This is a genomic window from Acinetobacter lwoffii (assembly GCF_024129595.1).
GTDB lineage: Bacteria > Pseudomonadota > Gammaproteobacteria > Pseudomonadales > Moraxellaceae > Acinetobacter > Acinetobacter lwoffii_O.
In genome coordinates this window covers 92,382-113,456 of the sequence record NZ_JAMXXS010000004.1, presented here as the reverse complement: position 1 = coordinate 113,456, position 21,075 = coordinate 92,382, and the positions used below count along the sequence as shown (strand labels likewise).

At 44.2% G+C, this 21,075-nt stretch carries 19 protein-coding genes; 5 read left to right on the top strand and 14 right to left on the bottom strand.

Features of this window, described 5'->3' with window-relative positions; genetic code table 11:
- Positions 1-27: 27 nt before the first annotated feature.
- Positions 28-1,098, top strand: coding sequence for an alanine racemase (gene alr / locus NI466_RS04105; RefSeq protein ID WP_253172835.1), 1,071 nt, complete (start codon positions 28-30; stop codon positions 1,096-1,098).
- A 47-nt stretch (positions 1,099-1,145) separates the two neighbouring features.
- On the opposite strand, the gene NI466_RS04100 is transcribed toward alr, so the two are convergent.
- The 5 genes from NI466_RS04100 to NI466_RS04080 all read right to left on the bottom strand — a co-directional run bounded on the left by NI466_RS04100 (position 1,146) and on the right by NI466_RS04080 (position 5,367).
- Positions 1,146-1,577: a BLUF domain-containing protein gene (locus tag NI466_RS04100; RefSeq protein WP_191112145.1), complete on the bottom strand. Its 432-nt coding sequence runs from the start codon at positions 1,575-1,577 to the stop codon at positions 1,146-1,148.
- 81 nt (positions 1,578-1,658) lie between these two features.
- Complete coding sequence (locus NI466_RS04095) at positions 1,659-2,393, bottom strand: proteasome-type protease (protein WP_253172833.1); 735 nt, start codon at positions 2,391-2,393, stop codon at positions 1,659-1,661.
- Between the two features lie 13 nt (positions 2,394-2,406).
- A complete protein-coding gene (locus tag NI466_RS04090) occupies positions 2,407-3,186 on the bottom strand; it encodes a transglutaminase family protein (RefSeq protein ID WP_004278799.1) in 780 nt (259 codons plus the stop codon).
- Complete coding sequence (locus NI466_RS04085; RefSeq protein ID WP_004278801.1) at positions 3,183-3,785, bottom strand: alpha-E domain-containing protein; 603 nt, start codon at positions 3,783-3,785, stop codon at positions 3,183-3,185. The genes NI466_RS04090 and NI466_RS04085 overlap by 4 nt, the downstream gene beginning before the upstream one ends.
- 22 nt (positions 3,786-3,807) lie before the next feature.
- Positions 3,808-5,367: a circularly permuted type 2 ATP-grasp protein gene (locus tag NI466_RS04080; RefSeq protein ID WP_253172831.1), complete on the bottom strand. Its 1,560-nt coding sequence runs from the start codon at positions 5,365-5,367 to the stop codon at positions 3,808-3,810.
- Between the two features lie 240 nt (positions 5,368-5,607).
- Between NI466_RS04080 and NI466_RS04075 the strand changes: the two genes are divergently transcribed.
- Both NI466_RS04075 and NI466_RS04070 read left to right on the top strand, forming a co-directional pair.
- Positions 5,608-6,615 carry a helix-turn-helix transcriptional regulator gene (locus NI466_RS04075; RefSeq protein ID WP_253172829.1) on the top strand — a complete coding sequence of 336 codons (1,008 nt, stop codon included), beginning with the start codon at positions 5,608-5,610 and terminating at the stop codon, positions 6,613-6,615.
- Between the two features lie 501 nt (positions 6,616-7,116).
- Positions 7,117-8,787, top strand: a complete 1,671-nt coding sequence (locus tag NI466_RS04070) for an FMN-binding glutamate synthase family protein (RefSeq protein WP_253172827.1) — start codon at positions 7,117-7,119, stop codon at positions 8,785-8,787.
- A gap of 68 nt (positions 8,788-8,855) precedes the next feature.
- Here the strand turns inward: NI466_RS04070 and NI466_RS04065 are convergent, their stop codons facing one another.
- The 4 genes from NI466_RS04065 to NI466_RS04050 are packed head-to-tail and all read right to left on the bottom strand — an operon-like array spanning position 8,856 to position 12,590.
- Positions 8,856-9,899, bottom strand: coding sequence for an alpha/beta hydrolase (locus NI466_RS04065; protein ID WP_216986136.1), 1,044 nt, complete (start codon positions 9,897-9,899; stop codon positions 8,856-8,858).
- On the bottom strand, positions 9,899-11,038 hold the full coding sequence (locus tag NI466_RS04060; RefSeq protein ID WP_253172826.1) for a YdcF family protein: 1,140 nt from the start codon (positions 11,036-11,038) through the stop codon (positions 9,899-9,901). Before NI466_RS04060 ends, NI466_RS04065 begins: the two co-directional genes overlap by 1 nt.
- A gap of 1 nt (position 11,039) precedes the next feature.
- Positions 11,040-12,080, bottom strand: a complete 1,041-nt coding sequence (gene murB / locus NI466_RS04055; protein WP_253172824.1) for a UDP-N-acetylmuramate dehydrogenase — start codon at positions 12,078-12,080, stop codon at positions 11,040-11,042.
- Between the two features lie 3 nt (positions 12,081-12,083).
- Positions 12,084-12,590 (bottom strand): low molecular weight protein-tyrosine-phosphatase, encoded by a 507-nt coding sequence (locus NI466_RS04050; protein ID WP_253172822.1) that lies wholly within the window; start codon positions 12,588-12,590, stop codon positions 12,084-12,086.
- 120 nt (positions 12,591-12,710) lie between these two features.
- Between NI466_RS04050 and NI466_RS04045 the strand changes: the two genes are divergently transcribed.
- The gene (locus NI466_RS04045) at positions 12,711-13,871 is read left to right on the top strand and encodes an iron-containing alcohol dehydrogenase (RefSeq protein ID WP_253172820.1); all 1,161 of its coding nucleotides are present in this window, start codon (positions 12,711-12,713) and stop codon (positions 13,869-13,871) included.
- A 44-nt stretch (positions 13,872-13,915) separates the two neighbouring features.
- The gene (locus tag NI466_RS04040) at positions 13,916-14,350 is read left to right on the top strand and encodes an acyl-CoA thioesterase (protein ID WP_253172842.1); all 435 of its coding nucleotides are present in this window, start codon (positions 13,916-13,918) and stop codon (positions 14,348-14,350) included.
- Positions 14,351-14,358: 8 nt separating this feature from the next.
- On the opposite strand, the gene dnaX is transcribed toward NI466_RS04040, so the two are convergent.
- The 5 genes from dnaX to NI466_RS04015 form a co-directional block, all read right to left on the bottom strand.
- On the bottom strand, positions 14,359-16,491 hold the full coding sequence (gene dnaX / locus NI466_RS04035; RefSeq protein ID WP_253172818.1) for a DNA polymerase III subunit gamma/tau: 2,133 nt from the start codon (positions 16,489-16,491) through the stop codon (positions 14,359-14,361).
- Between the two features lie 133 nt (positions 16,492-16,624).
- Positions 16,625-17,068, bottom strand: a complete 444-nt coding sequence (locus tag NI466_RS04030) for a copper resistance protein NlpE N-terminal domain-containing protein (RefSeq protein WP_005247286.1) — start codon at positions 17,066-17,068, stop codon at positions 16,625-16,627.
- A 78-nt stretch (positions 17,069-17,146) separates the two neighbouring features.
- Positions 17,147-18,412, bottom strand: a complete 1,266-nt coding sequence (locus NI466_RS04025; RefSeq protein ID WP_253172817.1) for a serine hydrolase domain-containing protein — start codon at positions 18,410-18,412, stop codon at positions 17,147-17,149.
- A 59-nt stretch (positions 18,413-18,471) separates the two neighbouring features.
- Positions 18,472-19,326, bottom strand: a complete 855-nt coding sequence (locus NI466_RS04020) for a MaoC family dehydratase (protein ID WP_253172815.1) — start codon at positions 19,324-19,326, stop codon at positions 18,472-18,474.
- A gap of 158 nt (positions 19,327-19,484) precedes the next feature.
- Complete coding sequence (locus NI466_RS04015; protein ID WP_004645432.1) at positions 19,485-20,876, bottom strand: 3-oxoacyl-ACP reductase; 1,392 nt, start codon at positions 20,874-20,876, stop codon at positions 19,485-19,487.
- Positions 20,877-21,075: the final 199 nt, after the last annotated feature.

The following is a 21,075-nucleotide window of genomic DNA, read 5'->3' as shown; positions in this document are numbered from 1 at the left end:
CCATTGTCCCTCTAGGAGTAATTTAGGGTGCGTCAAGCTACAGTTTATATTGACAGCGCTGCGCTGCAATATAATTTAAACCGTGTCAAACAACTTGCCCCAACCGCGAAAATCGTCAGCATGGTGAAAGCCAATGCTTATGGACACGGAGTTAAAGACTGCTTAGCAGCCTTAAGCGAAACCGATGCCTTTGGTGTCGCCTGTCTGCAAGAAGCCCTGGAAATTCGTGAATTGGGCTATCTACAGCCGATCACACTCATCGAAGGTATTTTTTCGGCAGATGAAATGCCAATCGCAATCGAACAGAATATTGAAGTCATTGTGCATCAACAGGCTCAAGTCGACTGGTTAATTGCACATAAAGATGCCTATATCGCCAAAGATCTTAAAGTCTGGGTCAAACTAAACAGCGGCATGAACCGATTAGGTTTTAAGATTGATGTGATCAAAGATGTAATTCATACGCTAAAAGTCGAAGGCTTTACTTGCGTGCTAGCCATGCATTTTGCCAATGCCGATGCCGAGCATCCACTGAATGATGAACAAATCCGTCAATTCTTAGAAATTAAAAATGACTGCGCGCCAATTTTAGCTTCTTGCTGTAACTCGGCTGCAATCTATAAATATCCAGAATTGCATTTTGACTATGTCCGTCCCGGGATCATGCTCTACGGCGCGACGCCTTTTGCAGACCGAGACGTACATGATCTGGATCTAAAACCGGTCATGACCTTTACCGCCGAGATTATTGCCTTGAATGAGATTCAAGCGGGTGAGCATGTCGGTTACGGTTCTACGTTCACAGCTGAACAGGACATGACTTTAGCAATTGTTTCAATTGGCTATGGTGATGGCTACCCTCGCGCTTTCCCTAAACAGAACTATGTCGCGATTAATGGCCAGCAAACTCGCGTGATCGGCCGCGTAGCGATGGATATGATCGCTATTGATGTCACAGGGTTAGAAGTGCAATTGGGCACAGAAGTCGAACTTTGGGGTAAAACCCGTCTGGTGGATGATGTGGCTGAAGCGAATGGCACGATTGGTTATGAACTATTATGCCGACTGAGCAATCGTCCACTACGCAAAATGGTCTGATCTAGTCTTCAAAGTAAAAAAAGCCCAACATAGGTTAGGCTTTTTCTTTAGGCTGACTTTTGTTCTTCGCCCTGTTCTATGCATAATTGCATTAATAAGGCATCGACATGGCTTTGCTGAAAGGCAAAAGGATTAAAGTCATCAAATCCCATTTCCCGACAGAATTGCTGGATCTGACTGCGTTTGGAAATATATTTCATGGACCAGTCCGGGAAACTTGGATATTCAATTTCCTTGGTCTCAAATAATTTAATATCCTGATGGCGTGGATCTTTATTCAGTCGCTCCACAAGCAGACTCTTTAAAGTAAGACATTCACCTTCCAGACATTGAAAAAAATGCCCATCTGCGAAATACAGTACACCTGTCACTTGATGCTGGTAATTAAAATCACGAGCTTCTTTCAGGATATTCGCCAAATCTTCGAGTAAGTCAGTTTTGGGAGAAGTACTTTTACTGGCGTAACAAAATTGGTACATGCGCTAACTTCTCTATTTTTATTATGCTGAACCGCATAGAAGTTAACACTGTACGCGAAAAACCTGACTCACGATAGGTTTTTATAAGAAATACTCATTAGAGGGAACTGGAAGTTCTGCCAATCCTTTTTTCAAGGTCTCTGACCATTGCCGGCTGATTGCCGTGAAATACTCATCATCTTCGGCAATACGCTTGCCTCGTGGCATGATCAGACTGTCTTTTTTATAGACCAGCACATCGAGTGGCATACCGACCGATACATTGGAACGTAGGGTCGATGCAAATGAAATCAGGGAACAGCGCAAAGCTTCATCCAGCGGCATATCATAAGTCAGCGCACGATCCAGGATCGGCTTGCCATATTTACTTTCACCAATCTGGAAATACGGCGTATCGCGTGTGGCACAGATAAAGTTCCCTTGCGGATAGACATGATAAAGCTGCATATCCTGATCTTTAAGTTGTCCACCGACCAGCAGATTACAATAGTAATTGCTTTGTTCCGAAATATCGCTCGTAACATTCGCAATCACTTTTTTCAGCATACTTCCCACCAGCTCAGCAACATCAAACATGGTGTGCAGACTCAAGATATTGGGTTCCTGCTTCAGTTCGAGCTGATTTTTGATATAACCAATTACGGCTTGTGTGGTTGCCAGGTTTCCGGATGCCTGTATGACGATCATACGTTCCCCAGGAATACCAAAGGTATACAACTTTCGAAATACAGAAATGTGATCTACTCCGGCATTGGTCCGGGTATCACTGATAAAAAGCATACCTTGCTCTAAACGTAGTGCACAACAATACGTCATTCATTCGTCCTTATTAACATCCTAGCACTTGAACGATGGAATGCATGGATTCCACACCGCCCTTTTCTCTAACACCGCGTACCGGTGCCACATCCCAATAATCCCGTCCAATCGCCACATAAACATGCGAACTTGGAGTAAACAACAGATTACTGACATCAAAACAATACCATGTCTGGTCTACAAACACCTCTGCCCAAGCGTGACTGGCCAGATGCGAAGCATTTTGTGCATATAAATAACCAGACACATAGCGGGCAGGTAAACCTAGATATTTGCACATGGCAATGAAAATATGACTATGGTCCTGACAGACGCCCTGTCTGGACTCAAAGGCATCTATTGCAGAGCCTTGCACTGAAGTACTGTTGGAAATATAAGGCACATGCTCCAGCAAGGCCTGTGCCAGTCCAATCAAATGCTGACGGGTTAATGCAGGAACATGACGTTGTGCAAAGTCTTTCATTGCTGCATTACATTGTGTCGATTCGGTCGGCTGTAGAAAAAGATTGGGATTGATTGAATCATTCAGTCCACTCTGATGCGCAGGATTCAGCTCAACAATCCCTTGCGCCATGATAGTCAGGGAATAATAAGGCTCCCGCTGGCTACAGGTCATCCACAGATTATGAAATGCATCTTTCCGGATTTCTTTATTACCTGGCACACTAATATCCCAGGAATGCACCCGCTGATGCGCATTGCTCGAAGGCATCATTTTAATGTACTGAATACTGTTCCTCACCTCGGCCGTGTACATATAATGCGTTTGGTGATTCACCATCAATTTCATACATCTGCCTCAAACAGTTGATGAATATGGTCGCTAAACTGGTAAAACTGAATCCGGTTCGGTTCTGTACGCAACTGCTCCCAGTACTGTTCCAGATCATTCCAGCCCATCTCCACCAGAATTCTGACCACATAATCAATCTTGCAGAGTGTAGTACTGGTTTCTTCACCCAGACGTAACTGATGATCGAGCTGTTCGACACATTGCCCTAGACTAAAAAACAGAAAAATATCGGAAGATTCGGCTTCCAGAATATCTTCACATTCCGTCACCACTTCACAGATATAACCAGCATTTTTGTCTGCGGTTTTGATCAATTTCATCAGTTCCGCATAGCCTGAAGCAGACAGCACCCCGCGTAATTCCTGAATATTGTCTTTAGCTACTTTAAACTGCTGGCTAAAAGACGCCACTTGCGTAGGATCAAGTACCAGCTCATTTAGGGAACTGGCATCAAAGGCAGGCAAACAGAAAGCATGGGCATACGCTACTGCCGCTTCGTCTTCTAAAAATGGAAAGCGCGCACATAAAAAATGAGTGCGAGATAAATAACGCCCTAACCAAAAAATATGTTGTGCATTGCTATTCAGCAAAACCATGACATTTTCCTTCTTTGGAATCTTATGAATGTAAATTGTCGACTACCCAGGTATCTTTGATACCGCCACCTTGTGATGAATTCACCACCAGTGAACCGGGCTGCATCGCCACGCGTGTCAAGCCACCCTGTACGATTTCAGTACGATAAGGCGAACTCAATACAAACGGGCGTAAGTCGATATGACGTTCAGCAATACCAAAATTGGTCAAAGTCGGACTAACCGATAAGTCCAAAGTGGGCTGCGCAATATATAAATGCGGCGCAGCTAAAATTTTCTCCCTGAAAGTTTCAATTTGCTGTTTAGACGCTTGTGGTCCAATGAGCATGCCATAACCGCCCGAACCCTGCGCTTCTTTCACCACCAGCTGATCCAGATGAGCCACGACATAGTCTAATTCTTCAGAATTACGACATTGATAAGTCGGAACATTTTTTAGAATTGACTGCTCGCCCAAATAAAAACGAATCATTTTGTCGACATATGGATAAACCGATTTGTCATCTGCCACACCGGTTCCCGGTGCATTGGCAATCACAACATTATTTTGCAAATAAGCTGACATCAAGCCAGCGACACCCAAAGTGCTATCCGGTTTAAAGCATAAAGGATCAAGAAACGCATCATCGACCCGTCTATAAATAACATCGACTCGTTGGCGACCACGTATGGTTTTTACATAAACCTTCGAGTCATCAACAAAAAGGTCACGTGATGTTACCAATGGTACATCCATCTCCCTTGCAAGGAAGGCATGTTCATAGTAAGCGCTATTAAAACGTCCTGGGGTCAGCACCACGACAAATGGCTTGTCGACGTAGGCATTTTCGATCAGGATTTCTTTCAATAATTGTGGATATTGCTCGATTCCGGCAATCTTGGACTGCTCAAATACTTTCGGCATCAGTTTTTCACTGATCTTGCGGCATTCCAGCATATAAGAAACGCCAGATGGCGTTCTGAGATTATCTTCTAAGACATAAAACTCGCCCTTGGAATCACGGATAACATCGATCCCGCTAATCTGGCTATAAATTCCACCTTTCAAGCTATGTTGATACATATGCGGCTGATAGGCCTCATGAGTCAAAATCTGCAATTCAGGAATGATATTGGCTTTTAAAATGTCCTGTTGATGATAAATATCATGTAAGAATAAATTTAGCGCCCGTACCCGTTGTGCCGAGCCCAAGGCCACCATATTCCACTGCTTCCGGTCTATGACTCGTGGAATGATATCGTAAGGAATAGTGCGCTCTACAGCTTCTGCATCGCCATAAACGGTAAAGGTAATACCGTGATGTAAAAAATGTTCCTTTGCTACCTGATTCAGTGCATTGAGTTCGTCCAGCGTATGTTGAGATAACCATTCTTCCAGTCTTTGACCTGCCTGACTGGACAGCACATGTTCATCCTGCATTTCATTAAAGAACTTTGAAGATAACTGCTGCAGTAAAAGTTGTGGATTCGTTGTAGTAGATACCGCTGTAGTTTTAGTGTCTATAAAATTTTTTCCAATATTCTGGGAACTAAATTTATCAATTGTTTCAATCACATTTGTATCCTGATTTCCTTTAAGCATACAAACCCTCGTATTATCATCTATTATAATTAAATCAAAGCAATATCCATGCCATGACATCTGTATTTCAATTACCATTAATCTAATAAATGCCCTTTGAACTCAATGCCATTTTCGACCAAGTTGTTTTAGAATTGTAGGACAAATGTTGCACAGAGGGACTTGCGAAAAAATGAGAGTTTTTTTATTGTGTTAAGCTAAGCCTAAATCCCCTCTTCTTTATTGCCAGCAAAATAAATTATGTCAGCACAAGAAAAAGAAACTTCAAACAGTCTATATCGCCAATGGCAAATCTTGTCGCGTCTTTCTACCGGCAAATGGATGGGAACACGTGAATTACAGGAAATCCTCAATCGTGAAGGCATCGATATCAGTCTGCGCACCATTCAGCGCGACCTGAATCAGATTGCGCAACGCTTTCCGATTGAAAGCAGTAAAACCACGCCGCAAGGCTGGCGTTGGCGTTCAGATGCGCCGCTGCAAAGTTTGCCGCATATGACCAGTTCGCAAGCGGTCACTTTCATGATGGTCGAAGAACATTTAAAACATCTGCTGCCGCCGAGCCTGATCGATGAGATGAATCCGTGGTTTGATCTGGCACGACGCAGTCTTTCTTCCCAGAACAATGTCCGGCAATGGATTAACCGCGTACGTATTGTTCCAGCTACCCAGCCGCTGATTCCACCTGTGGTAGATAAGGCCGCGCAACAAGCGGTGTATGAAGGTCTGTTACAGGACAAACAACTGGAATGTGTGTATCAGGGCCGTGGTCATAACAGTGAAGAAAAAACCTATATTCTCAATCCTCTGGCATTAGTACAAAAAGGGTCGATCATCTATCTGGTATGTACCCGTCATGACAAATCGGATATCCAGACCTTTGCCCTGCACCGCTTTAAATCGGCCGTCGTGCTGAATTCACGCGCCTTGCATCCGGTCAATTTCGATATTGATGAGTATATTGATTCTGGTGCGCTAGGCTTCCGGGTGGATTTCAACCATCCTACCGAAAATGTCACGCTTAAACTCAGGATGTCGGAATCGGATGCACATTACTTTGAGGAAAGCCAGCTCAGCAAAGACCAGAAAATTGAAAAAATGGAAGATGGCATGTCGCTGATCACTGCTACCGTGCCATTTACCTCGCAACTGGTCTGGTGGCTACGTAGCTTTGGTAAAAAGATTAAACACATTGAACCGAGTATTGTAGCCAATGCAGTCGATCAACTGGATGAGGAAAACCCTTAACTATACAGGCTTCATCCAGATTCTTTTAGGTATTCCAGAATAAAAAAATCCCCAAATTGGGGACTGTAGAGTTATGCTTATATTTTTGTTCTTGTTGTGGTGATCTGCCGCTGTGCCAAGCTGCTTTTCTTTAACACCCCGAAATGCAGCTTGGATGAAACATCAAGATTTAAAAATGACTGAGACATGAGCAAGCCAGCTCAGCATCATTAAAGCGAATGGATTTTTTGGTCATGGTTTAAGACTCCTACGTAGTGAATAAACCGACTATAAAGTCATCTGCCTTACTTGTGAAATAAATAGAATGCATGTCTTTTGCAGATTTTTTCTATAGTACTTTTTTCGAAAAATTTATCTATAATCGCTGCTGATTCATTGCCTGGCTTAATAGTATTTTCGGCAAGTTTATAAAATCCAATAACAATTCTCTGCTTGTATAAGATACCTCGCTCTGCACATCATAAAGCCCTATAGAAGTAGAAATAGGGACTTAATTTTACAATGGCTAACCCTGCTCAATTAGTACGTCACAAGCTGCTCAATACTTTCTTTTCCCGCCATTCGGTCTGGTTTGCCTGCATTGTGATTGCAGTGATTTTTACTACATTTCATATCGGTTATTCGCCGCGTTATATCTATTATTTTATGCCGCAAACGTTGGTGAATACCCTGTGGATCCTGAGCATTCTGCTGAGTCTGCTGGGTTTGTATGATGTACTGCAAAACAAGCATTCCATTCTGAAAAATTATCCCATCATGGGACATTTCCGCTTTATTTTTGAGGAATTCCGTCCCGAGATTCGTCAGTATTTTATTGAAGCCGACCGGGATGCACTGCCTTTTTCCCGTATGCAACGCAGTCTGGTGTATCAGCGGGCGAAAAATGAAAATTCAGATAAACCTTTCGGCTCGATCCTGAATGTCTATGAAGATAATTACCGCTTTGTTAGTCATTCCATCACGCCTTGTAAAGTTGCCGATCCGCAGACTTTTCGTATCCTGATTGGAAATGAGCAATGTACCCAGCCCTTTTCAGCCTCTATTTTAAATATTTCAGCCATGAGCTTTGGGAGTATGAGCGCGAATGCGATACGAGCCCTTAATCTCGGCGCTCAAAAAGGTGATTTTTTCCATGATACTGGAGAAGGCAGTATCAGTCCCTACCATCTGGAATATGGCGGCGATCTGGTCTGGGAAATTGGCAGTGGTTATTTTGGCTGCCGTACTTTAGATGGACAATTCGATCCGGAACGTTTTGCTGCACAAGCCAAACTACCCCAAGTAAAGATGATTGAAATCAAGCTTTCGCAAGGCGCAAAACCTGGCCATGGCGGTATTTTACCTAAAAGTAAAATTTCAGAAGAAATTGCCCAAATTCGAGGTATCAGCCGTGATCATGATTGTGTGTCTCCTTCAAGTCATCCGGCATTTAACACACCGATTGAAATGATGCATTTCATACAAAAATTACGTGAACTTTCCAGCGGAAAACCGGTCGGATTTAAGCTGTGCTTGGGTCAACCGTGGCAGTTTATGAGCATGGTCAAAGCCATGTTACATACCCAGATTTATCCGGATTTTATTGTGGTTGATGGTTCTGAAGGTGGAACCGGTGCTGCACCCATTGAATTAATTGACTATGTCGGTGCGCCTTTAAGAGAAGGTTTACTGTTTGTACACAACACCCTTGTTGGTGCAGGTTTGAGAGATAAGATCAAAATTGGTGCAAGTGGTAAAATAATTAGTGCATTCGATATTGCCAGCACGCTTGCCATTGGTGCGGATTGGGTGAACTCTGCCCGTGGTTTTATGTTTGCAGTGGGCTGTATTCAGGCACAAAGTTGTCATACCAATCAATGCCCTGTCGGAGTCACCACCCAAGACAAAGATCGCCAGAAAGCCTTACATGTGCCGACCAAGGCCGAACGGGTGTTTCATTTTCATAAAAACACCTTACATGCCCTGTCTGAACTAATAGCTTCCGCAGGTCTCAAACACCCTTCCGCTATTAAGGCGCATCATCTGGCACAACGCGTGAATAATCACGAAATAAAGAACTTTGCGCAGATTCATTTTTGGCTCAAAGAAGGTGAATTATTATCCTGTGAAAATAAGGATGAGGAGAACTTCTACTTCAAGATGTGGAATTTGGCCCAATTAGAAAAATTTTAATTTGATGCAGTTAAAATCAAAAAAGGCGTTTTAATAAACGCCTTTTTAAATATCCAATTTTCAATCTATTAATAATAAGTTTTGCTGCCATGTGCATGCAGAAAGGCTGGAATCAAACCCGTCAATGCAGCGCGAATATCAGCACGTTCATTGATTAACTGATGCGAACCTTCTTCCAGCATCAGTAAAGTCTGGAGCCGGAATTTACGCCGGATAAATTCGATATTATAACGCCAATCAACAGTCTGATCCTGTGCACCCTGTGCCAGCCAGACTGGAATACGACAAGCCGGACGCGCTTCCATTTCCAGCATCCAGCGTGACATCGCCAGAATCCAGTCCATGCCCATCATTCGCGGTTGTAATGGATCTTTAAGCCGGATAAAACGCAGAAACTCCGGATTATGGTTATTGCGTCTAAAATGCCGGGGAACTTCACGTTTGATTCGGCTAATAATGCCAAGCCCGACCGAATTATGCCACCAAGCAGTTTTGGCGGGACGAATCAATGGTGATAATAGCAAGACCCGCTCGACAAAAGGATTTTCACGACGTTCTGCAAATTCCAGTAAATGGTGCATCCAGATCGCACCACCGGTACTCTGGCCGATGCCAACCCAAGGTTTCGGTAATTGTGAAGCGTGCTGTACATAGCGATGTACTGCATGCAAGACCTGCTGATAATGATCAAAATTCTGAATGCTAGCAGGTGAACCATCACTGAGACCATGTCCCGGCAAGTCATAGGTCAATACGCTAAAACCCTGTTCCAAAAGCTCTTTGACAATCGGCTGATAAATACCGCTATGTTCCAGATAACCATGCAGCAAAAAAGCGGTTCCCTGAATATTGTCAAAGCGGGTATTTTCCAGATTCGGTTCAAACACCTGTACATGCAACCTGAATAAAGGCATCTGTACATAGCCCTGCCAGTGTTTGCAGTCCAGTAAATCAAAACCATAAAGCTTGCGATAGGATTGCAAGTCAATCGGCGGTTCATCACTACGATTCAGGTTTAAAGGTGGCAAGAGTTGAGGCGTAACATCCCGACTCGGAATGGGTAAATCCAGCTGTTTCAGAATGGTGGGATTTAAAAATGGGATATCAGACATTATGGCACTTCCCGACAGTCACTGGATCCAAACCACATATCGCGCATGGTCGCCAACATTTCATAATTGGCACGACGACTGTGATCATAATTTTGTGCACTTGGACGCCATCGTGTCAATGGCGTTGGCATCGGTGCTTCTACCGGAATGGTTTGTATGCCATTTAAAGCAAATAAACGGCGGGTACGCGGCATATGATAACGATCCGTAATCAGAATCACTGTAGGTGCTCCGCCTTTCTTTTGTAATAATAATGAACTGAAACGGGTATTTTCACAGGTGTTCATGCTGCGATCTTCCAGTAATTTGGCATCGACACCATGATTTTTTAACCAGCGCTGCATATACGGCGCTTCGACCCCACTCAGAACAATCGGCAACTGATAATGTTTCTCTACTGCCAGCGTGGTTTCCAGACGTAGTCGCGTATAGTTATTGACGATGATCTCTTTGCCTTGGTCATCTAGGGTTAGGCCACCACCCAATACCACAATAGCATAAGGTTGGGAGCTATTCGCCGGTTTAGCCTGCTGTTGCTCTTGCAGTAAAGCCAAGTCTTGCTGGATCTCCTCTCCATCAGTTTCCTGTACCGAACTGGCTTCCCCTTGTTCCAGCGGATGCGTCATCAGAAACTCCATATATTGCTCAATGCGTTCCTTGTTTTCACTACTGTCCCACTCCAGCATCTCCCGGAGATTTGCTGTCGGATCGACTGGTTCTGCATCTTTCTGAGAGGACAATAACGGCACCTGAGCAGGTGGACTTTGCTCTGTTTTTTGATCTTGCTGCTCGCGTTGATATTCTTCAATTACTTGCTGCAGCGCTTTATAACGTGCCTGAATCAGCATCAGGTTGGCCGAGTTATTTTGCTGGATATCCTGTTCCATGACCTTTAAATATGCCTGACGGGCTATCCACAAATCAGATCCAGGTTCTAGATTTTCATGCTCGCTTAATGCTGCCATTTTCTGGCTTTGGGCCGCGACTTCATTTAGCTCTAAGGAGACAAACTGGTTTAAGCCCTTGACGATCATTTTTGAGTAAAAAGGCGTATAAACCAACACCAGTAGACAGCCGCATAGTACAAATAGTCCAGTGACAATTTGTAGCAAACGTACCATCCAATGGGTGTTTTTCATGTTATTCCTCTTCCTGATGAGAACGAATCAAGCCATTTTTATCGAACAATACAGGTTCAGGTTCCAGCATCAGACTAAATTTTTCCCAAACTGATTGCTGTACCCCACGATACGTTTTACGAACATCGGTGAGAGAGGCTTGACCATAATTCACCAAGACCAATGCCTGTTTGTGAAACATGCCGACAGGCCCCAACTGTTTACCCTTCCAGCCCGCCTGATCAATCAGCCAGCCCGCTGCTAGTTTAACTTGAGCATTGGCTTGTTGGTAATGGGGTAAATTCGGGAAAGATACAGCAATTTGGTCAAAGACCGCCTGATCAACCACTGGATTTTTAAAGAAGCTACCCACGTTGGGAAATTCTTGCGGATCAGGTAATTTGCTCTGACGAATCTGAATGACCTGTTGCTGCAAGTTTTCTGCTGTGAGCTGATCACCGACCGCAGTCTTCAGGTCACCGTAATTCAGTTTCAAATCTGGCTGTTTAAGTAATCTAAAAGTCACATGGGTAATCACATAACGGTTAGGATCATCTTTAAAAATACTATGCCGGTAGGCAAATTGACAGTCTGCTGCCTGAATCGAGGCAAATTGTTTCAACTGACGGTCATAGACCTCGACGGAATCGATAAACTCGCCGACTTCAACGCCATAAGCGCCAATATTCTGTACTGGCGAAGCACCGACACGTCCAGGAATCAGGGCCAAATTTTGTAAACCATACAGACCTTGTGCTGTAGTCCAGAGCACGAAGTCATGCCAGCCTTGTCCGCCGCCTACACGTAAACGTTGCGACTGATCATCAGCATCCAGCATTTCAATGCCTTGAATATCCATATGCAGAACTAGCGCATCAATCTGCTCCGGCAACAACATATTACTGCCGCCTGACAGGATCAGCACATTGAGTTGCTGCTGTTCCGCAAAATCCAGTGCAGTTAGCAGATCAGCGGTGGATTGAATCTGAGCATAGTGCGAAGCAATCGCTTCTAAATTTAAAGTATTAAAAGGTTTAAGTTGAACCTGGGTTTGAATCTGCATCGCTTAAACCTTGTGTAAATTCTGTTTAAAAATCTCAATCCAGGCCTGGCTGCTGGACTCACACTGATCAAGCACCCGTTCAAAGCCATCCGCTTCGCCATAATAGGGATCCGGTAAGGCCTGTTTCGGATAGGTCTGATCATGCTCACTCATCAATGCCACACGTGCACGTACATGACCAAACTGAGTTTCTGCCAGACGCTGTATGTTCTGGATATTGGATAAATTCTCCAGATCCATCGCCAGAATCAGATCATAATCAATAAAATCGTGTGGAATGAGTTGACGTGCGCGAAGTGCTGAAAGGTCATAGCCGCGTTTTCGCGCATGCTTCTGGCTACGCAAGTCCGGTGCCTTGCCCGGATGATAATTACTGGTTCCGGCAGAACCGACCACAATATTCAGTTGCTGTTCATCACAATAATGTCTGAGTACAACTTCTGCCGTGGGAGAGCGGCAAATATTTCCCAAACAAACACATAACACCTTGTATGGCGTTCTGGATGACATAAACAACCTCAGAGCTACTTTATTTTAAAGATTCTTATGTTAAGTTATTTATATACTGATTCCTATCTTACAACCATAGAATAATCTCGTATTTGCAATAAAAAAATCAAGGATATCGCCATGAATCGTTTTCAGTTTCAAACCGTCCCCAATATCATTGCCGGACTAGGCACGATTCAGGAATTATTTAAAATCCTAATAAATGGCCGTTATCGCCGTCTACTACTGGTCACTGATCCCGGCATGCTAAAGCAGCAATTACATCTGCCGATTCTGGATATTATTGAATCTGCCGGGCTGGAGTACGTGATTTACTCGGATGTTCAGGCCGATCCGCCCGATACAGTGGTGCTTGAAGCGGCGGCTTTTGCAAAACAGGAAAATATTGATGTGGTGCTGGGCTTTGGTGGTGGCAGCTCGATGGATGTGGCCAAACTCATTGCAATTTTGGCGCATCCCGAGCAGCATCAGACACTGTCCGATCTGTATGGCGTTGATAATGCTACCGGACCGCGTTTAGCTTTAATTCTGGTACCGACCACCGCTGGAACAGGTTCGGAAGTGACGCCGATTTCGATTGTCACCACAGGTGAAACGACCAAAACTGGCATTGTCGCGCCCATTCTCTATGCAGATATTGCCATTCTGGATGCAACCTTTACCCAGAATCTTCCGGCACAGATCACTGCCGCCACCGGCATTGATGCCATGGTACATGCCATTGAAGCCTATACCTCAAAACACAAGAAAAACCCTTATTCGGATATGCTGGCCAAACAGGCTTTAAGATTACTGAATGCCAATCTGCCGCGCGTGCTGCAAGACGGATATGATTTAGATGCGCGTCAAAATATGCTGGTCGGTTCCATGCTGGCCGGACAAGCCTTTGCCAATGCACCAGTCGCCGCCGTACATGCGCTGGCTTATCCACTGGGTGGACATTTTCATCTATCGCATGGGCATAGCAATGCGCTGGTTCTAACTGAAGTATTAAAGTTTAATGCGCCAGCGGCCAAACAGCTCTATGCGGAATTGATGACCTGGCTGGATCCTTACAGTAAAGGTTGTCATGATGGCCTGACTGATCTGTTTATTGATCATTTTAATAATCATCTGATGCAAAGCGGTTTGACCCTAAAACTGAATCAGTTGAATATTCCGGAAGATATGCTGCAGGTCATGGCAGAAGATGCGATGCAACAAAGCCGGCTGTTGCAGAATAATCCACGTGAACTCAAGGTGGAGGATGCTTATCAGATTTATCAGGCGATCTATGCCTAGATCAATTTCCACTTAAGCCTTATCTAGCTGAGGACTGAATAGTGATAAAAGCCACCATCAAACAGCGCGAACACTATACATTTTTCCTGCCCATTCAAACCCGTTGGGCAGACAATGATCTGTACGGCCATGTCAACAATGTGACTTATTATAGTTATTTTGATACCGCAGCCAATGCCCTGCTGATTCAGGAAGCTGATTTTGATCCTAAATACTCCCCGATGATTGGCTTGGTAGTCAGCTCCAACTGTCAGTTTAATCAGAAACTGTCTTATCCGGAAATTATTGAAGTGGGCGTGGCCATTGAAAGCATGGGAAGCTCATCACTCAGCTATGATCTGGCTATTTTTAAACGCAACTCAGATACAGCCGCTGCGCAAGGCAATTTTGTCCATGTATTTGTTGACCGTGAAACACGAAAAAGCACCCCGATTCCAGTCGAAATGCGGGATGCTTTATCTCGATTTGTTGTGACTTAACATCCAGCCTATTTCAGCTGAATATTTTGCAGTTCACCATCAAACTGCTGTAACAGATCGCGTACTGCCGGTTCAGCATGTAACAGTTCTTCGGCACGTTTAAAGGCACGTACCTTACGCTGATGCTGCATGGTATAGGGCGTTAACTGGTCCACATTTTCAAATTTCACCTGGAAATTGGTTTGCGGCCATTGCTGTTGCAAAGCAGCTTCCAGATGATGTTGCAACTGGGTCAGCAACTGCTGGTACTGTTCAGGAATATGGAAAACGGATTCGCCATTCATCTGGCCAGTCATGATGCCATACTGTGCCAGTTCCTGTACTGCCGGAGAAAGCTGGCTGTTACGGAACCAGTATTCCCATTTTTCTACGCTCCACTCACCTTCCAACGCTTGCTCAGGAATTTTTAAAATATCCTGTGGCATCAGATTCTGCGTATTTATATCTTGAGAAATATCTTCCAGCAAAGCTGTCTGTGCAACTGGCTGAACCGACGCTGTATTTTCAAGAGCAGGCTGATCGGTTGTTTCCTGTGAAAGCTCTATTTCCGGTGCAGCAAGACTAAATTCCTCATCAGCAGACATGGTCTCTTGTACTGGCTCACTAGGGATGACAGCATCTGCAGGAATAAACTCTTCAAGCAGGAAATCATCTGAACTGTTGCTGGTAGCAGGTGCTTCTGGCGTACTCTTGATTTCATCAAAACCAAATAGGCCTTTGTCATCATTTGGATCAAAAACAATTTGATCACTAGACCGCACTTCTTCAATCACTGTTTGAGTTGCTACAGGCTGGACAGGTTCAGGCGCATTGATGCTGGTTGGCTCGTCTTCATCCAAAAAATCATCCGAAGAAGGTTCAGACGCTGATGCGACATCAATCTCCTCATCTGTCTCATCGTCCAGAGAAAAATCATCAAATACCATTTCTGCCTCCAATGATTGTGTTTCTACTGATTCAGATTGAAGTTGTGTCAGAACGGGCTGCTGTATGCGTGTTGTATAAGTTGTTGCCTGTTGCGATGCAGTCTCCTGCATCACTAGAATTTCGCTTGGCTGTAAAGGACGGAAAGCCAGTAAGCGTAGCACCGTCATCTCAAAGCCTTGTTCCTGCGTAACTGCAAGCTGTAAATCGGCACGACCCTTACAGGCAATCTGATAATACAGTTGCAGGTCTTGTGCAGAAATCAGACCGGATAATTGCATGATCTTTCGATTGATCTCGGCACTATATTTCAGGCTTAAATCTGGTAAATATTGCAATAAGGCCAGTTCATGCAACGTCGAAATCAACTGGTCGAGCACCAGTGACACATCCAGAGCTTGCTGACGGAACTGTAGCAATAACTGACTAACCTGCGCTTTCTGGTTCTGGTGAATCGCCAGAATCAGATCATAAACAATGGTACGGTCAATCAGCCCCAGCATGTCTTTAACATCCTGATGCTGAATCGCTCCTTGACCATAGGCAATCGCCTGATCAGTCAGAGACAAGGCATCACGTAATGAACCTTGCGCAGATTCAGCAATCTGCCAGATGGCATCCTGATCAGACTGAATGCTTTCTTTGCTAAGAATATGGCCTAGATGTTCAGTAATTTCATCGACTGCCAATGGACGCAAAGTAAATTGCAGACAGCGAGAAATTACGGTAATGGGTAGTTTTTGCGGATCGGTGGTTGCAAACAAGAATTTGACATGTTCTGGCGGTTCTTCCAGCGTCTTTAACAGCGCATTGAAAGAATGCGTGGAGAGCATGTGCACTTCATCGATCAGGTAGACTTTAAAGCGACCTTGAGTCGGTGCATAAGGCACATTGTCGAGCAACTCACGTGTATCTTCCACCTTGGTGCGTGACGCCGCATCAATTTCAATCAGGTCAATAAAACGACCTTCATTGACTGCGGTACAGGTTGCACACACTTCACATGGGGTCGAAGTAATACCGGTTTCGCAGTTCAAGCACTTCGCCAAAATACGTGCAATCGTGGTTTTTCCGACACCACGCGTTCCTGTAAACAAATAGGCATGATGCAAACGGCCACGTTCGAGCGCGCTGGTTAAAGCACGTGATACATGGTTTTGCCCCACCAATTCATTGAAATTACGAGGACGGTATTTTCGCGCAAGTACTTGATACATGTATGCTCCTTTTTACAGGTCTAAGCATACTGTTTTTTTATGAAATAGTGAAATGAATGTCGGTTTATAAAAAATAAAAATCCCTTGATCAAAATCATTGAAAAAGGGATATAAAACAAATACTTTTTTAAAATTAGACCGATTCAAACAGGATAAAGTCACTTTGCATCTGGTAGCGTTTGCCTGTTTGATCTTCACGAATTTCCAGAACATGCTTTTTCAGATCGACATAGAGTAGATTCCGGGTATCGACATTCAGCAATTCAATCTTTTGTTGTGATTCATCCTGAAACCGAATATTCCCGCTCATCGTTTCAATTTCATTATGACCACTTAAACTTTCACGCTGTAAAGTAAAGGTCTGATCTTCATTCAAAGTCAAGGCCACTGCCATGCCTGGACAGTCTTCACAACTTGAAAAGCATCCCATACATGGCGTTGTACCTTGATAATTCCCGACCCAGGCAGGAATCTGAGCTTTGGCTTCCATCACCGTTTTTGCAGCCGGCTGATTCGGCTCCTGACATCCGAACAACGCACTGCTTGCGACCAGTGGAATCACCAGCACTTTTTTCATTACTTCACACCATAGCCATGGACTGCGCGACAAAATAACATATTTGTCTGATGGGCTAAACTCCCAAATCAGGGATAACTAGCGCCAGCCTTTGCGGCCGGTCAGTACCGCATCCGCACAGCGCAATGTTTCCTGCGTCAGGCCCCAAAGACGATAATCTCCGGTTAATGAACCTGTCGGGAAATTATGGGTATAGGCAAAACTTAAATTCCGCTCAGGATCGCACCAGGCACCAGAGCCATTAAACCCCATATGACCAAAACCTTTAGAGGCTTTTCCTAAAGTGAGAACACGGTGATAACCCAAACGCCAGTGCATCGGTAAAGGCATGACCCGATCTCGTGTTTTGTATTGCATCTGACTAAGTCGCTGGAACACCTCAGGCGAAATCAGTTGCTGACCTTGCCATTCACCATGATTCGCCAGCATGGTATAGATTTTTGCCAGACTCTCTGCAGTAAAGACACCATTGGCGGAGGGAATAATCGCTTGTAGCCCCTGTTCACTAAAGAAACTAAATTTCTTCATGCCTTTGGGAATCATGGCATCCTGAAAATCCTGAGGATCCTGCCCGCTAAAGACCAAGGCTCGCTCCATCAGGTTCGGCTTTCTTGGTGTAGTTTTTTTCGCAGTCTGTGTTTGAGACTTGGCTGCTTTAGGCTTTAAAATGGGCAGCGCTACCCGAGCTAACTCATTCGTCGGTACGCTAAAATAAGCACCATTTAACTGTAGTGGCTGTACCAGATATTCCTGCATCAGCTCACCCAGTTTTTTACCAGTCGCTTTTTCTAATGCTCCACCCACCTGCCAGCCAAAAGTCAGCGGTTGATAGGCTGCATCTGTTGCAACTCGAAAACGTGGTTCCGCTGCTGCAATCCGGTCCAGCATATGCGACCAGTCGGCCATTTCAGTGGCATCATCAATCATATTACGGATATCAAACAGGCCACTTTGATGACTGAGCATATGTGCCAGAGTAATATTTTCTTTACCCTTTTGTGCAAATTCAGACCAGTATTCTGCAACCGGTCGATCATAATCCAGATAACCTTGACTGACCAGAATATGCGCCAAAGTCGCCAGCACACCTTTACCTGTGGAATAACACAGCGACATGGTATCCGGTTGCCAGTTTTCAGTGACAGACTTTTTACCGGTATAAATATCGACGACCTTTTGTCCCTCAAAATATACCACCAGTGCGGCACCACCCTGTTCGGTACGTGCATCCTGCAAACGGCTAAACTGACGGGCAAGGTCACTGAAACGCTCATCGACATTGCCCTGATAATTATGCTGATCAGCAAACAGATAATCTTTAATTGGCTGCATCATTCTATCCATAGAATATTGATCCCTTAAAATGAAAAAGCCTAAATCGGGTTTAGGCTTTTGATTCAGATTTAAATTGCTTTGATATGGCCGGTGACGTGTGGTTTTTGATTTTTACTGCTTCGAATCAGGAAATCTGTCTCATTCGCTGCCTGCGCGGTCAGGAACTCAACTTTAGATGGCAAGTACATCGGCAACTTGAACCAGACATCAACTTCATAAGCATCTGGCAATGACAGATTCGCCAGTGCTTTGGCTTTGCTCCACATACCATGTGCAATTGCCTGTTTAAAGCCAAAGGCTTTCGCTGTAACTGCATGAATATGAATCAGGTTAAAGTCACCTGAGGTCATGGCATAACGGCGACCCGTATTCTCCGAGATGCTCCATTCATTATTCAGTTTGTATTCTGGCGCTTGGCTTTCTGCAGGTTTAGCAGCCGCTTTAGCATTGGTCTTTTGACGTGACAGATAAGTGGTTAATGCTTCAACTACGACCTCACCTGCCACTTTGACTGTAGTAATGAAATCAAACTGAACGCCTTTATCATGTGGCTGTAATTCACCAAATTTGCATGATAGGGTCAAGGTTTCATTGACGCCGATTTTACGGTATTGCTTCACTTGGTTACGGATATGTACCAAGCCCAAGATCGGAAATGGAAATGCTTCTGAAGTCATCATGTGCATTTGCAGGCTTTGTGAAAGAACCGTCAGATAAATCGCTGGTATATAACCATTATTTTTAAAACCGCAGACTTCATTATAAGCTTTCAAATGTTTTTGATCGACCTTGAATGAATCCACCACATATTCAACTTGCGGTAGAACTTTTTCAGCTTTCGGCTTTTTAAAAATCAAGCCTTGAATCACTTTTGGATAGGCTAAATAAGGTTTTGGAAGTTGACTAAAATGGCGCGTATTCATACTGAACCTTTAAAATATTCTTTTCATTTATATATGAGTGGAGTTCTCTCTCCCTTTGGGAGAGAGTTAGAGAGAGGGCTAAAAAAAGGCCCCTAATCTCCCTCTCCTAAATCCTCCCCCTGAGCTTCAATAAAAGCGCAAGAGAGAATTTGAATGCTTTAAGCCCCTAAAAGACTTTGACCACATACACGTATCACGTTGCCATTTAAACCTGTTGATGCAGTAGCAGCAAACATTGCAATCGTTTCTGCAACATCGACAGGTAGACCGCCTTGACTCATCGAATTCATACGGCGGCCCGCTTCACGGATCGCAAATGGAATCGCAGCCGTCATTTGTGTTTCGATAAAGCCCGGTGCAACGGCATTAATGGTTATACCATTTTTTAAAGTTGGTGCTGTGAATTTCACCACACCAATCACACCCGCTTTAGACGCTGCATAGTTGGTTTGACCCAGGTTACCTGCAATGCCTGAAATTGAGGATACACAGATAATACGACCATTGGCATTTAGACCATCGTTGGAGATTAAATAGTCATTTACACGTTCAATCGCAGACAGGTTGATGTTAATCACCAGATCCCATAGCTCAGGCTTCATATTGGCCAAAGTCTTGTCACGGGTAATACCGGCATTGTGCACAATAATGTCCAGACCACCCTGCTCAGCTGCTGCCGCTTTGATTTTCTCACCTGCATCTGCAGCAGTAATATCAATAGCTAAAGTTGAACCGCCAATTTCACCGGCTACACGATCAAGGTCCGCTTGCTGCTGCGGAACATCCAGACAGATGACATGTGCACCATCACGTGCCAATACATGAGCAATCGCTTCACCAATACCACGGCTCGCACCGGTTACTACAGCAGTTTTGCCTGCTAATGGTTTAGTCCAGTCCACATCCACTTTTTCAGCAGGTGAAACACGGATCACCTGACCAGAAACATACGCAGACCGTGGAGAAACTGCAAAACGTAAAGCAGACTCAAGATTTGCTTTAGCACCAGCATCTACATAGATCAGGTTCGCTGAAATTCCCTTTTTAAACTCTTTACCCACAGATTTTACAAAACCTTCCAGTGCGCGTTGAGCAATGGACTGGCTGACTGATTTAGCAGTTTCAGGCGTAGTTCCTACAATCACGACACGGCCAGAACTTTGGATTTGACGTGCAATCGGGTTGAAGAAATCATAAAGTGATTTTAACTGTTCTGAGTTTTCGATTCCTGAAGCATCAAAAATGACAACTTTGAATTTTGATTCTTTATCGCCTGGATTAAATGCACCCAAATTCAGTCCAGCTGATGCAGCAGCCTGTTGTAATTCAGCATTGTTACCTGCATAGCTATTGGCATGAATATTTGCCAGAACCTGAGCAATAGCACCAGTCAAGGTACTTGCCGGTGCTGCTCCAAACAATACTGCACCTTTGACTACAGGTGTAGCAGACTCAAAACGCTCTAAAGAAGTTGGGGATGGCAGACCCAAATTTTTAATGACAAATTTACCAATAGGAGATTTTGCAAAAGTTTGGTACTGATCAGTCATGTTTATTATCTCTCATACAAATTAATTTTTGGTTGATCTAAAGTTATCCTTAAACTTCAGTATGATGCCAGACACTTATATTTCAATAGATCTACCAGTTTCCGCCCAATCATACTTGAGATAACAGGCAGATGACTTGACCTAAGCGCAGTCTGTAATGTCATTGTAGTCAATACAGCTTATCTTCTTCTATGCTAAT

Bases quoted from the DNA above. Each gene is read 5' to 3' on its own strand.
- murB (WP_253172824.1), bottom strand. From the start codon at position 12,080: ATGCAGATTCAAACCCAGGTTCAACTTAAACCTTTTAATACTTTAAAT.
- NI466_RS04090 (WP_004278799.1), bottom strand. From the start codon at position 3,186: ATGAAATTGATGGTGAATCACCAAACGCATTATATGTACACGGCCGAG.
- NI466_RS04020 (WP_253172815.1), bottom strand. From the start codon at position 19,326: ATGAATACGCGCCATTTTAGTCAACTTCCAAAACCTTATTTAGCCTAT.
- NI466_RS04015 (WP_004645432.1), bottom strand. From the start codon at position 20,876: ATGACTGATCAGTACCAAACTTTTGCAAAATCTCCTATTGGTAAATTT.
- NI466_RS04095 (WP_253172833.1), bottom strand. From the start codon at position 2,393: ATGACGTATTGTTGTGCACTACGTTTAGAGCAAGGTATGCTTTTTATC.
- NI466_RS04065 (WP_216986136.1), bottom strand. From the start codon at position 9,899: ATGTCTGATATCCCATTTTTAAATCCCACCATTCTGAAACAGCTGGAT.
- NI466_RS04050 (WP_253172822.1), bottom strand. From the start codon at position 12,590: ATGTCATCCAGAACGCCATACAAGGTGTTATGTGTTTGTTTGGGAAAT.
- dnaX (WP_253172818.1), bottom strand. From the start codon at position 16,491: ATGTATCAAGTACTTGCGCGAAAATACCGTCCTCGTAATTTCAATGAA.
- NI466_RS04100 (WP_191112145.1), bottom strand. From the start codon at position 1,577: ATGTACCAATTTTGTTACGCCAGTAAAAGTACTTCTCCCAAAACTGAC.
- NI466_RS04080 (WP_253172831.1), bottom strand. From the start codon at position 5,367: ATGCTTAAAGGAAATCAGGATACAAATGTGATTGAAACAATTGATAAA.
- NI466_RS04060 (WP_253172826.1), bottom strand. From the start codon at position 11,038: ATGAAAAACACCCATTGGATGGTACGTTTGCTACAAATTGTCACTGGA.
- NI466_RS04045 (WP_253172820.1), top strand. From the start codon at position 12,711: ATGAATCGTTTTCAGTTTCAAACCGTCCCCAATATCATTGCCGGACTA.
- NI466_RS04030 (WP_005247286.1), bottom strand. From the start codon at position 17,068: ATGAAAAAAGTGCTGGTGATTCCACTGGTCGCAAGCAGTGCGTTGTTC.
- NI466_RS04075 (WP_253172829.1), top strand. From the start codon at position 5,608: ATGTCAGCACAAGAAAAAGAAACTTCAAACAGTCTATATCGCCAATGG.
- NI466_RS04085 (WP_004278801.1), bottom strand. From the start codon at position 3,785: ATGGTTTTGCTGAATAGCAATGCACAACATATTTTTTGGTTAGGGCGT.
- NI466_RS04025 (WP_253172817.1), bottom strand. From the start codon at position 18,412: ATGGATAGAATGATGCAGCCAATTAAAGATTATCTGTTTGCTGATCAG.
- NI466_RS04070 (WP_253172827.1), top strand. From the start codon at position 7,117: ATGGCTAACCCTGCTCAATTAGTACGTCACAAGCTGCTCAATACTTTC.